The sequence below is a fragment of the Exiguobacterium sp. TDN 0502 genome (genome assembly GCF_050846835.1).
Lineage (GTDB): Bacteria > Bacillota > Bacilli > Exiguobacteriales > Exiguobacteriaceae > Exiguobacterium_A.
In genome coordinates this window covers 21,767-43,074 of sequence record NZ_JBOZGJ010000003.1, presented here as the reverse complement: position 1 = coordinate 43,074, position 21,308 = coordinate 21,767, and the positions used below count along the sequence as shown (strand labels likewise).

The 21,308-nt window shown below is 50.4% G+C and carries 17 protein-coding genes; 16 read left to right on the top strand and 1 reads right to left on the bottom strand.

Annotated features, from left to right (window positions below; translation table 11 throughout):
• Positions 1 to 66: 66 nt before the first annotated feature.
• From tdh to nrdG, 16 genes are all read left to right on the top strand, one after another.
• Positions 67 to 1,155 carry an L-threonine 3-dehydrogenase gene (gene tdh / locus ACRPK8_RS04825; protein WP_432237177.1) on the top strand — a complete coding sequence of 363 codons (1,089 nt, stop codon included), beginning with the start codon at positions 67 to 69 and terminating at the stop codon, positions 1,153 to 1,155.
• Complete coding sequence (locus ACRPK8_RS04820; RefSeq protein WP_432237176.1) at positions 1,155 to 2,330, top strand: glycine C-acetyltransferase; 1,176 nt, start codon at positions 1,155 to 1,157, stop codon at positions 2,328 to 2,330. Before tdh ends, ACRPK8_RS04820 begins: the two co-directional genes overlap by 1 nt.
• Before the next feature lie 153 nt (positions 2,331 to 2,483).
• Positions 2,484 to 4,100, top strand: coding sequence for an alpha/beta hydrolase (locus tag ACRPK8_RS04815; RefSeq protein ID WP_432237336.1), 1,617 nt, complete (start codon positions 2,484 to 2,486; stop codon positions 4,098 to 4,100).
• Positions 4,097 to 5,551: a phytoene desaturase family protein gene (locus ACRPK8_RS04810; RefSeq protein WP_432237175.1), complete on the top strand. Its 1,455-nt coding sequence runs from the start codon at positions 4,097 to 4,099 to the stop codon at positions 5,549 to 5,551. The genes ACRPK8_RS04815 and ACRPK8_RS04810 overlap by 4 nt, the downstream gene beginning before the upstream one ends.
• A gap of 126 nt (positions 5,552 to 5,677) precedes the next feature.
• Positions 5,678 to 5,965, top strand: coding sequence for a hypothetical protein (locus ACRPK8_RS04805; RefSeq protein ID WP_432237174.1), 288 nt, complete (start codon positions 5,678 to 5,680; stop codon positions 5,963 to 5,965).
• A gap of 105 nt (positions 5,966 to 6,070) precedes the next feature.
• The gene (locus ACRPK8_RS04800) at positions 6,071 to 7,339 is read left to right on the top strand and encodes a DUF445 domain-containing protein (protein WP_432237173.1); all 1,269 of its coding nucleotides are present in this window, start codon (positions 6,071 to 6,073) and stop codon (positions 7,337 to 7,339) included.
• Positions 7,336 to 8,163, top strand: a complete 828-nt coding sequence (locus ACRPK8_RS04795) for a DNA-3-methyladenine glycosylase family protein (RefSeq protein ID WP_432237172.1) — start codon at positions 7,336 to 7,338, stop codon at positions 8,161 to 8,163. Before ACRPK8_RS04800 ends, ACRPK8_RS04795 begins: the two co-directional genes overlap by 4 nt.
• A 111-nt stretch (positions 8,164 to 8,274) precedes the next feature.
• Complete coding sequence (locus ACRPK8_RS04790) at positions 8,275 to 8,712, top strand: RicAFT regulatory complex protein RicA family protein (RefSeq protein WP_432237171.1); 438 nt, start codon at positions 8,275 to 8,277, stop codon at positions 8,710 to 8,712.
• Positions 8,713 to 8,774: 62 nt separating this feature from the next.
• Positions 8,775 to 11,306, top strand: coding sequence for a DNA mismatch repair protein MutS (mutS, locus tag ACRPK8_RS04785; RefSeq protein WP_432237170.1), 2,532 nt, complete (start codon positions 8,775 to 8,777; stop codon positions 11,304 to 11,306).
• Between the two features lie 10 nt (positions 11,307 to 11,316).
• A complete protein-coding gene (mutL, locus tag ACRPK8_RS04780; RefSeq protein ID WP_432237169.1) occupies positions 11,317 to 13,146 on the top strand; it encodes a DNA mismatch repair endonuclease MutL in 1,830 nt (609 codons plus the stop codon).
• A gap of 213 nt (positions 13,147 to 13,359) precedes the next feature.
• Positions 13,360 to 13,734: a CidA/LrgA family protein gene (locus tag ACRPK8_RS04775; RefSeq protein WP_432237168.1), complete on the top strand. Its 375-nt coding sequence runs from the start codon at positions 13,360 to 13,362 to the stop codon at positions 13,732 to 13,734.
• Positions 13,727 to 14,410: an LrgB family protein gene (locus ACRPK8_RS04770; RefSeq protein WP_432237167.1), complete on the top strand. Its 684-nt coding sequence runs from the start codon at positions 13,727 to 13,729 to the stop codon at positions 14,408 to 14,410. Before ACRPK8_RS04775 ends, ACRPK8_RS04770 begins: the two co-directional genes overlap by 8 nt.
• A gap of 99 nt (positions 14,411 to 14,509) precedes the next feature.
• The gene (locus ACRPK8_RS04765; protein ID WP_432237166.1) at positions 14,510 to 15,028 is read left to right on the top strand and encodes an AAA family ATPase; all 519 of its coding nucleotides are present in this window, start codon (positions 14,510 to 14,512) and stop codon (positions 15,026 to 15,028) included.
• Positions 15,029 to 15,135: 107 nt separating this feature from the next.
• Positions 15,136 to 17,175: an ATP-binding protein gene (locus ACRPK8_RS04760; RefSeq protein ID WP_432237165.1), complete on the top strand. Its 2,040-nt coding sequence runs from the start codon at positions 15,136 to 15,138 to the stop codon at positions 17,173 to 17,175.
• A 239-nt stretch (positions 17,176 to 17,414) separates the two neighbouring features.
• Positions 17,415 to 19,244 carry an anaerobic ribonucleoside triphosphate reductase gene (locus ACRPK8_RS04755; RefSeq protein WP_432237164.1) on the top strand — a complete coding sequence of 610 codons (1,830 nt, stop codon included), beginning with the start codon at positions 17,415 to 17,417 and terminating at the stop codon, positions 19,242 to 19,244.
• Complete coding sequence (nrdG, locus tag ACRPK8_RS04750; protein ID WP_432237163.1) at positions 19,213 to 19,680, top strand: anaerobic ribonucleoside-triphosphate reductase activating protein; 468 nt, start codon at positions 19,213 to 19,215, stop codon at positions 19,678 to 19,680. Before ACRPK8_RS04755 ends, nrdG begins: the two co-directional genes overlap by 32 nt.
• A gap of 41 nt (positions 19,681 to 19,721) precedes the next feature.
• On the opposite strand, the gene ACRPK8_RS04745 is transcribed toward nrdG, so the two are convergent.
• A complete protein-coding gene (locus tag ACRPK8_RS04745) occupies positions 19,722 to 21,194 on the bottom strand; it encodes a DHA2 family efflux MFS transporter permease subunit (protein WP_432237162.1) in 1,473 nt (490 codons plus the stop codon).
• Positions 21,195 to 21,308 lie beyond the last annotated feature (114 nt).

Sequence of the window (21,308 nt, the reverse complement as noted above, 5' to 3'; positions counted from 1 at the left end):
ATGCTAAACATTTGGAAGTTCGCCACATATAAAAAACGTGAACTTCCGCGAAGGAGTCGGGGAAAGATGACGAAATTAGTAACGAAGGTAGAAGAGACAACAACGACGAAAACGATGCGCGCGCTTGTCAAAGAAGAGCGCGGATTCGGTGCGACACTGAAAGAAGTACCGGTACCCGTACCAAGTCGTGGAGAAGTCTTGATTCGTGTCGAGGCCACATCGATTTGCGGGACGGACGTGCATATCTATGAGTGGGACGCGTGGGCAGCCTCGCGTGTCAATCCACCGTATGTCTTCGGTCACGAGTTCTCAGGCGAAGTCGTTGAGCTTGGAGAAGGCACGAAACGCTTGAAACTCGGTGACCGTGTCTCGGCGGAGACGCATATCGTCTGCCATCAATGTAAACAGTGTCTACGTGGGCAATACCATATCTGTAAGAACACGAAGATCATCGGTGTCGATACACAAGGCTGTTTTGCGGAATACGTCGTCATGCCGGAAGAAAACCTCTGGGTCAACCCGGAAGATATGCCAGCAGGAATCGCTTCGATTCAAGAGCCGATGGGTAATGCCGTTCATACGGTCCTTGCAAGTGATGTCAGTGCCAAAACGGTCGCGATCGTCGGTTGTGGTCCAATTGGTCTGATGGCAGTCTCCGTCGCAAAAGCAGCCGGTGCGGCAGAAGTCGTCGCAATCGACGTCAATCCGTATCGTCTTGAGCTCGCACGGACGATGGGAGCGGATGTCGTGATCGATTCACGTCATGACGATGTCCTGGAGCGGATTGAGCGGATGACGGACGGCGACGGGATTGATGTCGTCTGTGAGATGAGTGGTCATCCTGTTGCGATTCGTCAAGCATTTGAAATGGTGACGGCAGGTGGGGATGTCAACATCCTCAGTTTGCCGGTCAAACCGGTCGAAATCGATTTGACGAACCATGTCGTCTTTAAAGGCGTTCGTGTCCAAGGCATCACCGGTCGGAAGATGTATGAGACATGGAGTCAAGTCTCTGCTTTCTTATCGAGTGGAAAAGTTGATGTCCGACCGTTAATCACACACACGTTGCCGCTCGAGCGGTTCGAAGAAGGATTTGAATTGATGCGTCAAGGGAAATGCGGAAAAGTCGTATTACAACCAAGGGGGACGAATTAATGGGATTTGAACACTTACGAACAGAACTAGAAGAGATGAAACAAGCGGGCACGTTCCGCAACCTCGTGGCACTCGAAAGCGCGCAACATAACCGCGTGACGATTGACGGGAAGGAATTGATCCAACTGTCGTCGAACAACTACCTCGGACTCGCAGCGCATCCACGTCTCGCTGAACAAGCGGCAGAAGCAGCGCGCACGTTTGGTGCCGGAACCGGATCGGTTCGAACGATTGCCGGAACGCTCGAGATGCACCAAGCGTTTGAACGGGAACTCGCGACATTCAAGCACACGGAAGCAGCACTTGTCTTCCAGTCTGGATTCGCAACGAATCTCGGTGTCTTATCGGCACTGCTCGGTCCGGAAGACGTCGTCATCTCGGATGAGTTGAATCACGCTTCAATCATCGATGGAATCCGTCTGACGAAAGCAAAACGCCGGATCTATAAACACGTCGACTTAGCGGATCTCGAAGCAGCATTACAAGAAACACAAGATGCACGGACACGTCTCGTCGTCACGGACGGTGTCTTCTCGATGGACGGGAACATCGCACCACTTCCGGAAATCGTTGAATTAGCCGAGCGGTATGACGCGCTCGTCATGGTCGATGATGCCCATGCTTCAGGTGTACTTGGGAAAGCAGGGCGCGGTACGGTCAATCACTTCGGTCTTGACGGTCGTGTTGCCTTGCAGGTCGGTACGCTCTCAAAAGCGATCGGTGTTCTCGGCGGTTACGTTGCGTGTGAACAGCACGTCAAAGATTACTTGATCCATAAAGGACGCCCGTTCCTGTTCTCGACATCACATCCACCCGCAGTCGTCGAAGCAAACCGGGAAGCACTCCGTGTCATGGAAGAAGAGACGGTTCTCTTTGATCGCCTGTGGGAAAACACGGAATTCTTCAAACAAGGACTCCGGGATCTTGGCTTCGATATCGGTACGTCGACGACGCCGATCACACCGGTCATCGTCGGTGATGAGGCACGATGCCACGAATTGTCGGACCGCTTGCGTCAAGAAGGTATCTTCGCTCAAGGAATCGCCTTCCCGACCGTCGCCAAAGGAAAAGCTCGTGTACGGACGATCGTGACGGCTGAACACACACGCGAAGACTTAACGACAGCTCTTGCAGCATTCGAAAAAGTCGGTCGTGCATTAAACTTGATTGGTTAATGCGAATCACGGACGAAATGCGTCCGCATACTTTCAGGCAGTGGGTCGTCGACCCGCTGCCTGCTGTGCGTCCGGCAACGGGCAGACGGAAATTGTTTTTCGGTCGTTTTTACTTTCTCGAGATAGGGAATACGAAGGAGGAAAGGATGTGACCTGATGAGTATGAAGAAGAAGGGGATTGTACTCTCTTTTTTGATGCTGACACTGCTCCTTGGGGGCTGTATTCGCATCCAGTATGATGCAACGATCCATACCGACCAAAGCGTCACCTTAAAGACAACATACGCAGCAAAGGAACACCCGGTCGCTCGTTTATTAAACCTGAATCCGGACTGGGGCAGCTACGTCAAACAGGCCGAGAAAAACGGCTACGCAGCGAAGACATTCAAAACGAAAGATGACTTCGAAGGCATCCGGATGCAGAAAACCTTCGCGAACTTCAAGGATATGACGTCGATCAAGGATGAGTGGAAGACCGGAATCGGCGGGATTCTCATTCCTCCTGATACGACATTTGATATGAAAAAATCGGACGGGTTCTGGTTTGATACGTACCGACTTGATACAAACATCGACCTCAGTATCGACCGCTTGAACATTAAAGGATACCACCCGACAGGACAGGTGAAGAAACTGGCAGACCGCTATATCCGGCAGGCAGATATCGAAATCAATCTCCATGGACCGAAAGTAATTGGACTGCAAAACGGAGAGAAAATCGACTGGTCGAACTATCATGATGTCTCGTGGAAATTATATGGTACAAAAGCAAATCAACTGCAACTGATTGCTTATGTCCCCAATCCGACCGGTTGGATCATCACCGGAATCATCCTGTTGATCGGGGTCGGGTTATTCCTTTACTGGGTCTTCCACCGGGTGCGCCGGTTGCGTCGGCAACAGTTGAAGACCGTCGGCATTTCCTTGCTCGTCTGTCTGATCATCGGTGGAGGTGCCTGGTGGCTGTTCGCCGAGGATACATCCAGTGCACCACCCCCGACACGGCAGATCATTACGGAAGGGAAAAGCGAGGTCGTACCGACATTTCTCGTCCATGGTCTGTTCGGGACGGAACGGACATTCATTCCATTGATCCGGAACTTCACGGATAAAAAAGTGGCGGACGATGGAGGACGCTGCGACGTGACGCGTTCCGGAAAGGCGACGTGTATCGTCAAACCGTCACCGACCGGCTATCCACTCGTCCGGATTGTCTTTGCAGACGATGAAGCGAGTCTTGCAGAACAGCAAAAATGGCTGAACGCAGCGATTGATGAATACGATCGGAAGCAGAAAGCGACCTTCTCCGACATTCAACTCGTCGGGCATAGTATGGGCGGTGTTGATGTCGTCGCCTATACGCTGCAGGAAGAAATGCCGTATCAAATCCGTAAGATCGTCACCCTCGATGCTCCGATCGCCGGATCAGACTATGCGAAACTCGGATTGACGCTTGCCCCACTCGGGATGAACACGAATAGTCCGGCTCTTCGGGACCTTGCGAAGGGGTCGGCGGCGATGAATAACCTGACGCAACGGCTTGAGACGTGGCCGCGGGATGTACTCGTCTATTCCTTCGGTGCCAAGGGAGGCGACTTCAACCTCGTTTCCTTGAAGAGTTCGTTTGCGCTTGAAAACTATACCGATAATATCCAAACGAAATCCTATAAGTACGATCACTTTACGATTCACCGCCGGGAACCCGTCTTCCGGGAGATGCGCAATTTCCTGTTTAAAGAAAATCAAATTACGGAGGAGGAGCCAACATGAAACATGTCGCCATCATCGGAGGTGGGATCGCCGGTCTTACAGCTGCTGCGCTGATCGCGCAGGAAGGTCATGCTGTCACACTTCTCGAAGGGAGTCGAGAGTGGGGCGGATCCGCCGGAAAGTTCACCCGGCGTGATTTGACCTATCCGGTCGGGGCGACCCTCGGGATGGGATTCGAGGCGGGCGGTATTCATGCCCGCGTTCTCGACCATCTCGGTGTGACACACCGTGTCGAACCGCTTGAAGACGTCATGACGATTCGCGTCGGGGAACATACGATTCATTATTATCAGGATCGTCTTGCGTTCCTGACTGAGTTGACTTCGCATTTTCCGGAGCAGGCGTCGTCCATCCGTGCCTTTTTCAGCGAAATCGAACAGATTCATGAAGCGATTCGTCCGTTGATGGCAGAACTGCCGGCATTGCCACTTCAAGATTTCTCTGACGTACGACGATTAATTCGTCACGCGAAAAGTGTCGTCCTCTTACCGTATTTCCCCTTGACGATCGGTCATCTGTTACGCAAGCACGGATTAGCGGAAACGGTGTTTGCGCAGGTGATCGATGGTATCCTGCTCGACAGTATGCAGACCGGGAAGGAAGCGTCTGCTTTACTCGGAGCCGTTGCCTTATCCATCTACCATGAAGGTGCCTATTATGTTCCGGGCGGCTTATACCGGCTTGCCGAGCAGTTAAAAGAGATAGCTGAGGCACATGGGGCGACGTGTCTGCTTGGACGAAAGGTCACCTCAGTTCGAACGACACCGGATGGATTTTTGATCGAGGATCGCCGAGGACGCTTGATGCTTGCCGATGCTGTGATTTGCGCCGTTCCGCTGGAAGGCATCCGGGAAGTCGTCAGTACGGATATGAAACGAACGCTACGACGGACGTACCGTCGCCAGGAAAAGTTACAGCAGTGGGCCACCTTTACGTATTACGCCGCGATTCCGGAGGCCATCATCCAATCGGACGAAGCGTTCCGTCAAGTCCATGATCCGTCCTTACCTTCAGGTCACGCGTTCATCTCCCTCTCTCGTAAGGATGACCGCTTACGCGCACCAGTCGGTCAACGGACGCTGACGATGTCATGTCATGTGCCGATCGGTGCCTTTGATCGGACGGACCGGGAACGTTACGCGGAACAAGTCAAGACGATGTCGGCGATCTTTGAAGCGATTCTTGAGCAGCAGTTTCCCGGATTCGCGCAACAGGCGATCGAACGCCATCCGGGTGGACCGGGAGCATGGGTCCGTTATACGTTCCGACCGGACGGCGGAGTCGGCGGGTATCCGCAGCGACCAAGTACAAGTCTCTTGTTCGCGGCACCGTTTCGGACCGGCATCGATCACTTCTTTGCAATCGGTGACACGATTTTTCCGGGAGCCGGAACGATCGGGGCAACGACGTCGGCGATTCACGTGGCTCGACAGTTTGGTGTCAAAATATGAGAAATCGTTGTAAAAAGATGAAAGAAGCGACGCATCCGTCGCTTTTTTCACATTTGAGGATTATGATGAGGAAGAGTCGGGAAGATGATATCCATGAACAGAAAAAGAGAGAAGGAGTGAAAAACCATGGAGACATTCGAGCAAAAATGCCAGTCGTTCATTCAGGAACGGCGACCTGAAGTCGGTCCGATTGAATTCGAGTCGGCACGTACGTTTCTCAATGCACGCGGTTTAAGTGTCTACGAACGGATTTATCAAGGGAAGGAAGAAGTCCGATTAGCGTTCGTCGAACAGACGAACGGACACCAATTGGTCTCTTTGATGGAAAATACATTCGGCAACGGACTGGTCTATTTTGTCTCAACGGCAACCGCGACATGGGATGGCGACCGTTTTGGTGAATACACGTTTTAAGTACATAGGGAGTCCCAGTCAATGACTGGGGCTCTTTCGTGTCGAAACCTAATTGGATTTCGATTCGTAAGACAAATAAGTGACTCAATTGAAGGAGGAAACGATGTGTCATCACTTGAACAACCTAAAACATCGACACGGCGGCTAGCGACCGTCTCGTTGATTTTCATGGCGGTCGGATTCGTCGTCTCATTGCCATTTAAAGAAAATGCGTGGATCTTTTGGCTCCAGAGTGGTTTTGAAGCCGGACTTGTTGGCGGGATTGCCGACTGGTTCGCGATCACGGCATTGTTTCGCCACCCGCTTGGCTTAAAGATTCCCCATACGAACCTATTGCCGAAAAATCGGGAACGGGTCATTGAGTCGATCGTTCATATGCTCGAGACGGACTTATTGAATAAAGAAAGTATCGTCAATAAACTACAGCACATGACGCTCGCGGACCGTGTCATCAAAATCTTACGTTCGATTCTGGTCCTGCCTGCGTTTCGAGCGACCGTCACCGAACTATTGATCGGTCTGATCCGGAAACTACCAAAAGAGGCGATTCTTGAATTCGCAGATACACGACTAACGGAGACGATCAAAGCCTATCCCTCGAAGCGGCTGGCTGTCCGGGCGATGGAATTGAATGAAGAACGGCGTCTTGATGAATGGCTGATGGATCAGTTGCTAGACTATGGGCAACGTCTGCTCGAAGATCCGATCATTCGTGACCAGATTGGACGTCTTGCCTATACGGCGATGATTGATCAGGAAAAAAACACGTTCCTGCGAGTGACGGCCCGAACCGTGCAGAAAGTCTATTCGGAAGAAAAGCTCAGTCTGGTCATTCAAGGTGTCCTGCTGACGGTCATTCAAGACATGCGACACGTCCATCATCCGAATCGTTTAGCGATTCTCGATCATCTGCGTCGTAATTTGGCACAGTTGTCAATTGATGAAGAGCGTCTCGCGAAAATCGATGCCTGGAAGGCGAGTGAAGTCGACCGGTTTGATTTCGTTCCAGTCATTGAACGTGCTTATGATGCCGGTTTGATCGAGCTCGAACGCTACTTGATGTCAGATGCCTTTTGGACGGAACGGGCAATGCCGATGCTCTCGCGTGCCTTAGACGACTGGGAACAGCATCCGACATTCAAGGATAGCAGTGATCAGTGGATGAAAGAGCAACTCGTTCGCTTCGTCGAACAAAATCACCAAAAAATCGGTGGACTGGTCCGTGAGAACTTGAACCGCTTCGACACCGAAACACTGATTCATATGATTGAAGACAAAGTCGGAAGTGACTTGCAATGGATCCGGGTCAATGGAGCATTGTGTGGATTCATCATCGGATTGATCCTTGGTGCGATTAAGGTATTCGTCGGATGAGCGGGTGGACGCATGACCTGACCTTGCCGGAAGCGATTGATTTTAAAGGAATCGTGTCCCGTCTGACGGAAGATCCGTTGCAAGTCGAACACAAGGGGCGTCTTGTCGTTCCGGTCTTCATCGACGAACAGGCGTACATCACGACGATGGAAGCCATCGACTCTCACACGTTACGGATTGACGGTTCAGGACCGCACATCCCGGTGCTGACGCAACTCAAGCGACGCTTTCGACTCAGTGAGCCGAATCCTGCGCAGCGTCTCAAGGCGACGTCGTTGCACGCGATCGTCGAACAATTCGGCGACGAACGACTCGTGCTGGATCATTCGCCGTTCACGGCCTTGATTCGCTCGATCATTCATCAACAAATCAATCTATCATTTGCGCATACGCTGACGGAACGCGTCTTTCGTACGTTCGGGACGGTCCAAGACGGAATCGTTCTCCCGCCGACACCACGTCAACTAGCGCTTGCACGTCGGGAGGACTTGCTCGCTCTGCAACTATCAGGACGTAAAGCCGATTATTTACTCGGCGTAGCAACGGCAGCGATTGATTATGACGGCTTGGCGACAGCGACCGACGCAGAAATCGCTGAGACCCTGATTGCATTAAAAGGTGTCGGACCATGGACGGTTCAAAACGTCCTGATGTTCGGGTATGGTCGTCCGGATCTATTTCCGGCATCGGATATCGGGATTTTACGCGCTTTCGAACGGTTACTCGGATTCCGGCCGTCGGTGGAAGAAGCGACACGCCTGGCAGAAGAATTCGCTCCTGTTCGCAGTCATGCGGCGTATCTGTTATGGCGTTCAATCGAATAAGGAACTATTCTTGTCACTCTATCGCGAGAACGGTATAATGAATGCGACAGAACGAGCAATCGTTCAGAATGCTAAGGGAAGCGACGTGTTCGCTAACGATAGAGGGGACGAATGTGGATGTATACAGATGAACAAATCATCGAAAAAGCCAATGAAATCGCCAAAATGATTTCAGAGACACAGGAAGTAGAACGATTCAAAGCGGCGGAAGCCAACATCAACGGGAATGAAAAAGTCCAAAAGATGATGAAACAAATCAAGTTCCTTCAAAAAGAGGCAGTCAACTGCCAACATTACGGCAAAACAGAAGCACTCGCACGTGTCGAAGCGAAGCTCGATAAATTGTTCGCTGAACTCGATGAGATGCCTGTCGTCCAACAGTTCCAAGAAACACAAGAAGAAGTCAACGGACTTCTCCAATACATCACGGTGACGATCTCGAACGGGATTACGGATCAAATCATCGAAGCGACGGACGGGGATGTTCTCGCTGGTAAGACAGGGAGCGGCATGGCAGCAGAAAACAAAAGCGGCGGTTGCGGCTACTAATCACGAAATGAACGAAAAGCCGACGGACATCCGTCGGCTTTTTCTACGAATGAGGTGGAAGAATGGAAGCAGTACACAACACACCGATGATGAAACAATACTTCTCGATCAAGGCGGATTATCCGGACGCCTTCTTGTTTTATCGGCTCGGTGATTTTTACGAATTATTCTTTGAAGACGCCAAAAAGGTCGCTCATGAGCTGGAGTTGACGCTGACGGCGAAAAACGGCAAGAACGCCGAGCATCCGATTCCGATGTGCGGCGTGCCCCATCACGCAGCGAACGGCTACATCGAACAGTTGATCGAACGTGGTTATAAAGTGGCGCTCTGTGATCAAGTCGAGGACCCGAAGTTGACGAAAGGACTCGTCAAACGTGAAGTCATCCAAGTCATCACGCCGGGGACGTTGATGTCCACCCTGACGGAAAAAGAGAATCGGTACTTAGTCGCGGTCGTCGAACAGGACGGTCGGTTTGGGATTGCCCGCGGAGATGTCTCGACAGGTGAGAGTGCCTTGACAAGCGTCGCAACACTCGAAGGTGTAGTCAAGGAACTGAGCATCATCCTGCCACGAGAAATCATCGTCACGACAGAAGAACATGAGACAGCACTCGCACACTTACGAATTCCATTGACGCGCAGTGCGCGGCGGGAGTCGCATCCACACGGCGACCGCGCGATCGATACGGCGCAAGCGGAAGCTTTTGCCGTCCTCTATGCCTACATGCACGATACACAAAAACGGGCGTTGACGCATCTGCAGCCTGCCGTCGTTTATGAGGCGAGCGATTACATGCAGCTCGAGCCGAATACGGTCAAGAATCTCGAGCTCGTTCGCTCGGCACGGACAGGAGATAAAAAGGGTTCGTTGCTTGGTCTACTTGACGTGACAGGTACAGCGATGGGCGGACGGATGCTGAAACGTTGGTTAGAAAAACCGTTGTTATCGGAACACGTCATCACGGAACGACTCGATGCTGTCGAGGAATTGTTGCAACACTATTTCGAACGTCAGCAATTAAAAGATACGTTACGCGAAGTCTATGATCTCGAGCGACTCGTCGCGAAAGTCGGGTATGGAACAGCGTCTGCGCGCGACCTCGTTCAATTGAAGTCGACGTTGCGGTTGATTCCCCGCATTCAATCAGCGCTTGAGGAGATGATGAGTGAACGTCTCGGTCAACTCAGTCTCGGACTCGATCCGCACGATGAGTTGAGCGATCTACTTGATCGTGCTTTTGTTGAAGCCCCACCGATCTCAACGAAAGAGGGTGGCATGATCAAGTCCGGTTATTCCCCAGACCTCGACGAGTTACTCGTCGCTTCAAAAGACGGAAAAACGTGGCTTGCGACACTTGAAGCAAGCGAACGGGCTGCAACTGGCATCAAGACGTTGAAGATCGGCTACAACCGCGTCTTCGGCTACTATATCGAGGTATCGCGTGCCAATGCCAAGCTGTTGCCGGAAGGACGGTATGAACGGAAGCAGACACTTGCCAATGCTGAGCGTTATATCACACCGGAATTAAAAGAAAAAGAAGCGTTGATCTTAGGTGCGGAAGAAAAAAGTGTCACACTCGAGTACGATCTCTTCTGCGGGGTGCGCGATGAAGTTAAAGGACATATCGAAAGTTTACAACGGGTCAGTCGCCGGATCGCGGAACTCGACGTCCTCGTTGCACTGGCGGAAATCGCTGAGACACATGACTACGTCCGACCCATCACGACGACGGGACGAACGGTTGATATTCAGCAAGGACGTCACCCGGTCATCGAGACGGTCTTACCGCGCGGTGAATATGTCGCAAACGGCATCACCTTAAACGAAGGGCGCGAGATGCTGTTGATCACGGGACCGAACATGTCCGGTAAATCAACCTATATGCGACAGTTCGCCTTGATTGCCTTACTGCACCAAATCGGCTCGTTCGTACCGGCTGCTCAAGCGGAACTGCCAATTTTTGATCAAATCTTCACCCGGATCGGGGCGGCGGACGATCTCGTCAGTGGACAGTCGACGTTCATGGTCGAGATGGTCGAAACACAAGAAGCCTTGACGCGTGCAACGGATCGGTCGTTGATCCTGTTAGATGAAATCGGTCGTGGGACCTCGACGTACGACGGGATGGCACTGGCGCAAGCGATCGTTGAACACATTGCCCGGCATGTCGGAGCGAAGACACTGTTTTCGACCCATTATCATGAACTGACGGTGCTTGAGGAATCGATTGATCGACTAGCAAACGTTCACGTCCGTGCCGTCGAACAGGATGGACGCGTCGTCTTCTTGCATGAAGTACGCGACGGAAAAGCCGATCAATCGTACGGAATCCACGTCGCGCGATTAGCTGATTTACCAGATAGTTTGATCGAGCGGGCGCAAGTCCTCTTGTCCGAGTTCGAACAGGTAGAGCCTGTTCCGGTCACGGCACCTGTCAAAGCTCCTGTTCAGGAGGAACCGATTGATCAACTCAGTCTGTTCTCAGAAGCGGATCCTCTGCGTGAGACGATGGCGAGTCTTGATTTAATCAACATGACGCCACTCGAGGCACTGAATACGCTGTACCGTCTACAAGCCGAAGCAAGAAAGTGAGGAGAATGCAGTGGGAATCATTCGTGAATTATCGGATAGTTTAGCGAACCGGATCGCGGCGGGAGAAGTAGTCGAACGACCCGCATCGGTCGTCAAGGAACTGGTCGAGAACGCACTGGATGCCGGTGCGACCCAAATCGATGTCGAGCTTGAAGAAGCGGGAATGAAACGGATGACGATCCGCGACAACGGGCACGGATTTTACCCGGATGACGCCGAACTGGCTTTTGTCCGTCACGCAACGAGTAAAATCAAGGACGAACATGACTTATTCCGGATTAAGACACTTGGTTTTCGCGGAGAGGCCCTTGCCTCGATCGCCTCTGTCAGTAAAGTGACGCTTAAGACAAAACGCGAGGACGCGGAAGGAATTCAAGTGACACTTGAGTACGGGACGGTCGTTCAGCGGACACCAGCGGCGATGAACCGGGGAACGGAGTTGACGGTTGAAAATCTCTTCTTCAATACACCGGCTCGGCTGAAGTATTTGAAGACAACACATACAGAGCTTGCGGCAATCACGGACGTGTTGAACCGGATGGCGTTTGCTCATCCGGACGTCAAACTCCGGGCAACCCATGAAGGGAAGGCATTGATCCAGACGAACGGATCAGGAGACGTCCGGCAAGCACTGGCGAGCGTCTACGGTCACCAAACGATCCAGGGAACACTGATTGCAAAAGGATCAAACGCTGACTATCAACTGACATGCCATCTCGTCAAACCGGAAGTGACCCGCGCCTCGAAGAATTACATCACGTTGATTCTCAATGGTCGTTCGGTCAAAAATTTTGCGCTGACGCAAGCGGTCTTGAACGGTTATCATACGTTACTACCAATCGGACGTTATCCGATTGCCGTCATCGAAGTGACAATGGATCCGCTCCTGATCGACGTCAACGTCCACCCGGCGAAACGGGAAGTCCGTCTTTCAAAAGAGATGGAGCTCTGCCAGTTGATCCAGGAGACGATCAAGATGACGCTCAGCCGAGAAACGTTGATTCCGAAAGTGACGCCACCGAAACCGAAAAAAGATCCGAGTAGCCAGGAAAAACTCGACTTTTCCTACGTTGCGGAGCCGGTCGAAGAGACGTCTTCACGGGCAGTCTGGAATTATCCGATTCCGAAAAAAACGCAAGATGAGCGACCAGCGGTAGAAAACCCATTGCCATTTGGTCATGAGGACAACCTGTTCGAGCCGAGCGAATCGGTCAAGCAGGAGTTTGCCGCACCCATCGAGGAACCACCTGCGCGTCCGCGTTTTCCGCATCTTGACGTCATCGGACAATTGCATTCGTCCTATATCGTCTGTGCCGGGGAAGACGGGATGTATATGATTGATCAACATGCAGCACAGGAACGAATCAAATACGAGACGTATAAGGTCATGTTCGGTCGACCACCGGAGCAACGGCAGCAATTATTGCTTCCGTACACGTTTGAAATTTCGTCGGACGACATGAAACGAATGGATGAGGTCCTTCCGTTGCTGAAAGATGTCGGAATCGAGTTTGAAGCATTCGGTCCTCAAAGTTTCATCGTCCGAGAAGTTCCGACCTGGTTCCCGTCCCATCGCCAAGAAGAGACGATTCAGGAGTTACTTGATGAAGCGTTGATGAAGCGAAAAATCGATCTTGAGACGTACCGGGAAGATGCCGCCATCATGATGGCATGTAAGAAATCAATCAAAGCGAATCATCCACTGAATGAGGAGATGATGCGCCGATTGATCGCCGATCTGGCTCAGACACAGATGCCGTTCACGTGCCCCCACGGACGTCCGGTCATCATCGAATGGACGACGTATGAACTTGAGAAGCTGTTCAAACGAGTCATGTAATACAAATAGGCGATACCGTTCAAGGTGTCGTCTATTTTTGTACTGCGACACACTAGGATTCATCATTTTGTCCTAGTACAAACATGACGTGAATTTGTATGAGAACGGTTACTTCACTTGATTAATTAAATTTCATTGATTGTTACGGAAAAGAGGCGGATAATAAAACCCGAAACTGTTAACAAGGGGTCCTGTATCATGCTTTCACGCATCATGCGTATCATTCAAATCATTGCACAAATTGCACTCATTTTTTGTTTTTCACTCAGCGGGGACTGGGTGAGCTACACTTTTGATTTACCGTTGCCTGGAAATATCATCGGCTTGATTCTATTATATGTGGCGTTAAAAAGCCGCCTCATTCCGCTCGTCGCCGTTGAACGGGGCGGGACATTCCTTCTGTTCGTCATGCCGTTGTTCTTTGTTCCGGCACTGTCTGGAATCATGGATTATACGGCATTTCTCCGGACGTCCGGATTACAGGTCGTATTGATTGTCGTCGTCAGCAGCTTGCTGACGTTAGTCGGGTCAGCCTATATCGTTGATCGGCTAGCATACCGAAAAGAGGCGGTGACACGACATGAATGAGGCCCTATTTTGGATTCTCCTGTCGATTTTATTGTTCAGTATCGCGATGTTCATCTATCAACGGTATCCTCGTGTCTGGACGTTACCAATCCTGACGGTGACGGCTGTTCTGATCTTAATTCTCGTCAATACGGGAGTCTCACATGCGGAATACATGCAAGGTGGTCAATATCTATCAAAGATGCTTGGTCCGGCAATCACGGCATTTGCGATTCCGCTCTACCGTGTCCGGCATCATGTACGGCGTTTTCTACCGGAAATCGGACTGGGTGTTTTGCTTGGAACATGTATCGCCATGAGCTCTGATCTGTTACTTGGTCTATTGCTTCATCTGGAACGGACGACGAATCTCGCTTTATTACCGAAATCGGTCACGTTACCCGTCGCCTTGGCGATCTCTCAAAAAGCTGGTGGAACGACGACGCTGACGGCAGCATTCGTTTTATTGACGGGACTGACTGGGTCGATTGTTGGTCCGAAGCTCATGACGGGACTGAAGATTCGTCACTTTGTCAGCCGCGGAGTCGGCTTGGCATCAATCGCCCATGTCATGGGCGCAACGAAATCAATGAGTCTCGATCAACGCGAAGGGGCGGTCGGGCTGTTGACGATGGTCTTGACGGCAGTTTGCGCCAGTGTGGTTGCTCCCTTTTTCATTACATGGTTATATGGCTGAACACTCTGTTATCAAGCAGAGTGTTTTTTTAACCGATTGAAACTTGTCGAGCGCTTTTGCAGTATAGTACAACAGAAAACAGAGTGGAGGGAAAACAAGATGATCATCTGGATTAACGGTACGTTTGGCGTCGGTAAGACGACGGCGGCAAAGGGATTACAACAGCGCTGGAAAGGCTCGTACATTTTTGATCCGGAAGAGACGGGGTATTTTTTACGGGCACAACTGCCGGAAAACAAGGACGATTTTCAGGATGAACCGCTTTGGCGCACGTTTAATCGGCAACTTCTCGAACAGCTCAATACGGAAGATGCCCGAATCATCGTGCCGATGACCTTGACGAACCCGGAGTATTTTCAGGAAATCATCGGAACGTTACGCGATAGTGGACATGATGTCCGTCATATCGCACTGATGGCAAAGGAGACGACCGTCAAACGCCGACTCATCAGTCGTCTCGAGCATCCGAATTCGTGGGGTGGAAAACAAGCGAAGCAACGATTACGTCAACTATCCGATCCCCTGTTCAGTCGGCAGATTAAGACGGACGATCTGACAAAAGGACAGATTGTCGATGCCATCGCCCTTGTGACCGGGATTGGACTCTCACCTACCTGACTCTAAAGGATTCAAGATAGATGTTTCCGGGAATCATTAGGTGATAACGGATGAGGAGGAAACGATCTTGAACGAAAGGCAACTTATGGCTAGGAGGATTTATGAATATGAAACACTGGATGACTGAGAAATTAGGCAGACAGTTGATGGCAATTTTCTATAGTGTCTTTGCACTAAGTGTCATCACATCGGTTGCCAGTTATTTATATGTGGATAACGCTGCAGGACGGACGAAGGAACAAGTACTTGACCAGTTACAAAAGACGCAATGGTTCTGGTTCTTGAATTTGATGATTTTTTTATTTTGTCTTTTGTTCATCGTTCGACCGCTGATTGACAGAGTGACATCACAGCTTCAAGAGCTGAACGTCAAAAGTCGGCGTCTTGCGGAAGGAAAGTCGATTTCGCTCGAACATGACGTCGATAGTCAGAATGAAGTCGGTCAATTGACGGCATCGTTTTATCGCATGGCGCGTTCGATCTCATCTCAACATGCGGAATTGTCAACGAAGAACCAAGAGATGGAGCACAATCAAAAGATCCTCCAACAAAAGCAAAATGAACTCGAACAAGCACTCGAAGTGACACGGACGAATGAGCTTCATTTACAGGATCGCAATGAACTAATTGAGACACTTGCGTCAAAAGAGAGTTTATTCGATTATTCATCCGTCATTAGTACGATTGTTCGTCTGACGAAGACGGAGTTCGGAGCGCTCTTACTGATCAAGAATAATGAAATCGCCCAAGTCGTACCAAAAGAGATGACAGAAGATCAGCAAGAGAGCTTAAAGACGGAATCGTTACTTTTAAAACGGGTCATGATTTCAAAAGAAACGGCACATTCTGCGAAAAAGGTCGCAAACGACGATCTCATCAAGTACCCGTATCATGTCTATGAAGGGGTCATCCCAATCGTGGATCCGGCGAAAGAAGAGCTGATTGCCTGTCTTTATCTGGCACGTTTTGATGCACCATTCAATCAAAAGGATTTAGCGGAACTCGAATCGTTCTCAAAACAGATCGCGATTTCATTGATGCGGATGTCGCTCTATGAACAGATGGAATACGAACGAAAAGAGACGGCACAACTGCTGAATTCCGTTCGGGAAGCGATTCTTTACATCAAACATGAGGAAAAGACGATTTTAGGAAACCAAGCCTTATTCGATATCTTCCAGTCGTTGCAGGTCGAGGAAGATAACGACTCGATGACGTTCCTTGAAGTTCGACCCGAGACGATGTTTGAGCAGATGGATCAGAAAGAAGCCTTTGAAGCATACTTTGAAGAAGTCTTATCCGGTGAGATTCCAGAAGGGATGTTTTCCTTGTCGATCGACCAAGGCGAATATTTCATTCAAGTTTACGCCGAAGCGATTGCGCACGGGGACCATTCCAAAGGAACGATTCTTGTCTTCCGTGATGTCACGGCAGAGACAGAAGTCGACCGCGTCAAATCCGAACTCGTCTCGACGGTCTCGCATGAGCTCAGAACACCCCTCTCTTCGATTTACGGCTTTACGGAGTTGATGTTAAAACGTGATTTAGATCCGGAACGGAACAAACGGTACGTGCAGACGATTCATGATGAATCAAAACGTCTGACCGATCTCGTCAGCGACTTCTTAAATGTCCAGCGGATGGAATCAGGAAAACAAGAGTATGACAAACAGATTTTTGATCTTAAAGAAATCGTCAAAGAACAAATTCAATTTTATCAAGCAGCAACGGAGCAACACAGTTTGCAGCTTGATTTAAATGACGAACAGGACTTCCTGGTCGAGGCTGACGCGAACAGCATGAAACAATTGCTCGGTAACCTGTTGAACAACGCGGTCAAATATTCACCGGACGGTGGCGATGTCGTCGTGACGCTAACCCATCAGCATAATCAAATCGAGCTGAGTATTCGTGATTTCGGAATCGGGATCCCGAGTCATTCGATGCCACATCTGTTCAGTAAGTTTTACCGCGTTGATAATTCAGACAGTCGCAAGATTGGCGGAACAGGACTCGGTTTATCAATCTGTAAAGAAATCGTTCGTGCTCACGATGGAAACATTGGAGTCGAGTCGATTCTCGGAGAAGGAACGGTCTTTCGGGTCAAGCTGCCGAGCGCAACAGACGCGTTACTGGAAGCGGAATGAAAGAACGAAGAAGAGACGATCTGATGCGTCTCTTCTTTTTGTCGTCCATCGTGTGAGATTCGTCCAAAAAAACGGGAGTGAAGAAATTGTGGCAGGAGTGGACGTTTGAGCGATAAAACAGACAGATTGATGACAGAATGGCTGAAACACTTGAAAATATCGTAAGTTATGCAGGGATTGCGAACGTTTCTGAACCCTCGCTATAGTGAATACAAAAAAGTGTGGGAGGAAGAAGAAACATGGAAAGCTTAGAAGCATTACTCGCACCAGCGCAAGAAGTCGAGCAAGAAAATGCGAACATTGACGGTAAGACACCACTTGCGAAGTTACAGCGGATTGCCGGAGAAGTTGCAAGGCAGATGATGCGCCGGCATCTGGAACCGGATGTCCTGCAGGCGCTTGACGATAACATTCTGTATATCCACGACGCCGATTATTACATGACCGGGACGACGACCTGTGCTCAAATTCCACTCGGTCATCTCCTCGCGAATGGATTTCAGACGACGCACGGTTCCATTCGAGCGGCGCAAGACATCCGTTCTGCCCTGGCGCTTGCCGCAATCATTGTCCAGGCGAACCAAAACATGCAGCATGGTGGACAAGCCTTTGCGGCGTTCGATGACGATCTAGCACCATTCGTTGAAAAAACCTACTACCGGGAAGTAGCAAAACTCGAGGAACTCGTACCTGATTGGACCCGTCAAAAGCGTGAGCGACGCGCGTGGCAGGAGACGTATGAAAAGACGTTTCAGGCGTGTGAAGCGTTCATTCATAATACGAACTCGATGCACTCGCGCGGTGGTGGACAAGTTCCGTTTTTGTCTGTCAATTATGGAACGAATACAACGCGTGCGGGGCGACTCTTCCAGCGTGCTTTGCTGATAGCGACGGAGCGGGGACTCGGCAAGGGAGAAACACCAATCTTTCCGATTCAGATTTTTAAAGTCAAACAAGGAATCAATCTAGCGTCAACCGATCCGAACTATGATCTGTTTCAACTGGCAACTCGCGTGACCGGGAAACGGTTGTTTCCGAACTTTGCCTTTCTCGATGCGCCGTTCAATCGACAACTGGAAGTAGGAGGACCGGAAGTTGCTTACATGGGATGCCGGACACGGGTGTTCGAGGATCGTGAAGATGCACCTTCCGTTACGGGTCGGGGAAATTTATCGTTTACGAGCATCAATCTCGTCCGCTTGGCACTTCAAAGTCAAACAGTTGATCAAATGTTTGAAGCTGTCCAAGAGACAACCAAACTCGCCTGCAGACAGTTACTCACGCGTTATGAGTTACAGGCAAGTCGAACCGCTGACGAGTTTCCCTTTTTGTATCAGCATGTCTGGAAAGAGGGCGAGACGTTACGGGATGAGGATCATGTCGGTCCTGTCTTGCGACACGGGACGCTAGCGGTCGGATTCATCGGTCTCGCGGAATGTTTGACCGTCTTAACAGGAAATCATCATGGTCATTCCGAACTCGCACACCGGATTGGTCTTGCGTTGATTCAAGCGATGCGGACGGTCGTCGACCATTACGGAGAACAGACGAATCTGAACTTCAGTCTCCTCGCCACACCAGCAGAAGGGTTATCCGGGAAGTTCACACGCCGGGACACGATTGATTACGGGACGGTGGAAGGCGTGACCGATCAGCCGTATTATACGAATTCCTTTCATATACCGGTCGACGCGCCGGTGACGATCCGTGAGAAGATCCGGCTCGAAGCTCCGTTCCACGCATTATGTAATGGCGGTCATATCACCTATGTCGAAACGGACGGTGCGCTTGCCGGAAATCCGCAAGCGATTGAGGACATCGTTCGTTTAATGGCGGATGCTGGTATCGGCTACGGATCGATCAATCATCCGGTTGACCGCTGTCTCGAGTGTAGAACGGAGCAGACGATCGAGGAGCAGTGTCCGGTTTGCGGAAGTCAATCAATCGAGCGGATTCGGCGTATCACGGGTTATCTCGTCGGTACGCTAGATCGTTGGAATGATGCAAAACGAGCGGAAGAGCAGAATCGGGTGAAGCATGATGTTACGCGTCCTGTCCCTGCGACCTGATTCCGTCGTCGACGGTCCCGGTTTACGAACGGTACTCTTTCTTGCCGGTTGTCCGCATCACTGCGAAGGTTGTCATAATCCAACTTCCTGGAACTCGGCAGGTGGAACGGATTGGACGATTGAAGAGACAGTGGAACGAATCCAGGCAATCGGAAACCGTCGTTTGACATTGTCCGGTGGGGAGCCGATGCTACAAGCGGAAGCGCTCGTACGACTACTTGAGCGACTCGGATCAGACTATGAGGTAATCCTGTATACGGGATATGTATGGGAAGATATCATCAAGAACCCCGAATGGCTTCCCCTATTGCGCCGACTAGATGGATTGATCGATGGTCCGTTCATCCTATCGAAGCTTGACCGAACGACCAGTTTTCGTGGCAGTACGAATCAACGGATCTATGATCGGCAACAACTAAACAAACGTTTGGACTAAACTAAAAACTCCCCCGTCTCTTCAGACAGGGGAGCATCAAATCATGCATATTTTTGTTCTTGATCGACGGATTCAACGACAGCAAGTGTTGATGTCCGTCGTTTTTTGATGAAGAACGATAAAATCAATGCCGCGAGGGCAAGTAACGTCGCGATGAAGAACGTATCATTGATCCCTTCGATCATCGCCTGCATTTGTAACCACTCTGGATTTGCTGCTTCCGGTTGGGAAGCGAATTCCGGAACGTGATGTTTCGTCCGTGAGGTCATGATCGTCACGAGTAGACCTGAACCAATCGCACCGGATACTTGGGACAACGTGTTATTGAGTGCTGTTCCATGCGGTGTCAGGTGTTGCGGAATATGATTCAATCCATTCGTCATGACGGGCATCATGACCATCGAAATCCCGAGGAAACGTAACGTATACATGATGACGAGAAACGCATATGACGTATCGGCAGCTAATTGACTGAACGAAAACGTCGTCAAGACCGTCAAGGACAAACCGACGATCGCGAGGATGCGGGCTCCGAACCGGTCGAACAGACGCCCCGTGATTGGCGACATGATCGCCATGACGATTGCACCCGGTAACATCAAGAGACCGGAATGAAACGGTGAGATACCGCGAATCGTCTGGATGTAGATCGGCATCAGAATCATTGCCGAGAACATCGACATGTTCAAGACCATCGAAATCCCTTGTGATAAGGCGAACATCGGGTACCGGAAAATCCCGAACTCAAGCATCGGTTCTTCGAGCATGAATTGACGTATAATGAAAGAAGTCAGACTGAAGACACCGATGATCAAGGATCCGATGACCGTCCAAGAACCCCATCCTGCTGAACCAGCAGAGCTAAACCCATACAGTAACCCACCGAAACCGAAGCTTGAAAGGACGAGTGAGAACAGATCAAGTTTTAGTGTACTGTGGACCGTTTCTTTTTTCAGCAGGAAAGCACCCGTGAACAACACGAGTAACGCAATCGGCGTTACGATGTAGAACAGCATCCGCCATTCGTAGTGTTCGAGAATCCAGCCGGACAATGTTGGTCCGATCGCTGGGGCAAACGTGATGACGAGTCCGAAGATGCCCATCGCCTGTCCGCGTTTTTCAATCGGAAAACCGGTTAACAGGACATTCATTAAGAGCGGCATCATGATGGCTGAACCAGAAGCCTGCATCATACGTGCGCCGAGTAGTAACGGGAAGATGTGTGCCTGTCCGGCGATGATCGTTCCGAGTGAGAAGAGTGTCATCGCCGTCAAGAACAGCTGGCGTGTTGAAAATTTTTGGACGAGAAACGCCGATGTCGGAATCATGATGCCGTTGACGAGCATATAACCGGTCGTCAACCATTGCGCGCTACTTGCCTCGATTCCGAATGAACGCATGATCGATGGTAAGGCAATGTTAAGTAACGTTGAGTTCAGGACCGCAACGAACGCGCCTGCCATGAGGACAGTTAAAATTAAATAAAGTCGAGATGATTGCTTGCTTGATTGCATTTCGTTAAGCTCCTTTTGTACTGTAAGTCTAAAATGTTAGACTGGAATTCTATGACCAACTTGGCTATCTTACCAGCCGAAGTCGTATGAGTTCAAATTATTTGCTTCATACAC

Excerpts from the sequence above, each read along its gene's own strand:
- tdh (WP_432237177.1), top strand. The coding sequence starts at position 67 with ATGACGAAATTAGTAACGAAGGTAGAAGAGACAACAACGACGAAAACG.
- ACRPK8_RS04820 (WP_432237176.1), top strand. The coding sequence starts at position 1,155 with ATGGGATTTGAACACTTACGAACAGAACTAGAAGAGATGAAACAAGCG.
- ACRPK8_RS04810 (WP_432237175.1), top strand. The coding sequence starts at position 4,097 with ATGAAACATGTCGCCATCATCGGAGGTGGGATCGCCGGTCTTACAGCT.
- ACRPK8_RS04805 (WP_432237174.1), top strand. The coding sequence starts at position 5,678 with ATGGAGACATTCGAGCAAAAATGCCAGTCGTTCATTCAGGAACGGCGA.
- ACRPK8_RS04795 (WP_432237172.1), top strand. The coding sequence starts at position 7,336 with ATGAGCGGGTGGACGCATGACCTGACCTTGCCGGAAGCGATTGATTTT.
- ACRPK8_RS04790 (WP_432237171.1), top strand. The coding sequence starts at position 8,275 with ATGTGGATGTATACAGATGAACAAATCATCGAAAAAGCCAATGAAATC.
- mutS (WP_432237170.1), top strand. The coding sequence starts at position 8,775 with ATGGAAGCAGTACACAACACACCGATGATGAAACAATACTTCTCGATC.
- ACRPK8_RS04775 (WP_432237168.1), top strand. The coding sequence starts at position 13,360 with ATGCGTATCATTCAAATCATTGCACAAATTGCACTCATTTTTTGTTTT.
- ACRPK8_RS04770 (WP_432237167.1), top strand. The coding sequence starts at position 13,727 with ATGAATGAGGCCCTATTTTGGATTCTCCTGTCGATTTTATTGTTCAGT.
- ACRPK8_RS04765 (WP_432237166.1), top strand. The coding sequence starts at position 14,510 with ATGATCATCTGGATTAACGGTACGTTTGGCGTCGGTAAGACGACGGCG.
- ACRPK8_RS04760 (WP_432237165.1), top strand. The coding sequence starts at position 15,136 with ATGAAACACTGGATGACTGAGAAATTAGGCAGACAGTTGATGGCAATT.
- ACRPK8_RS04755 (WP_432237164.1), top strand. The coding sequence starts at position 17,415 with ATGGAAAGCTTAGAAGCATTACTCGCACCAGCGCAAGAAGTCGAGCAA.
- nrdG (WP_432237163.1), top strand. The coding sequence starts at position 19,213 with ATGATGTTACGCGTCCTGTCCCTGCGACCTGATTCCGTCGTCGACGGT.
- ACRPK8_RS04745 (WP_432237162.1), bottom strand. The coding sequence starts at position 21,194 with ATGCAATCAAGCAAGCAATCATCTCGACTTTATTTAATTTTAACTGTC.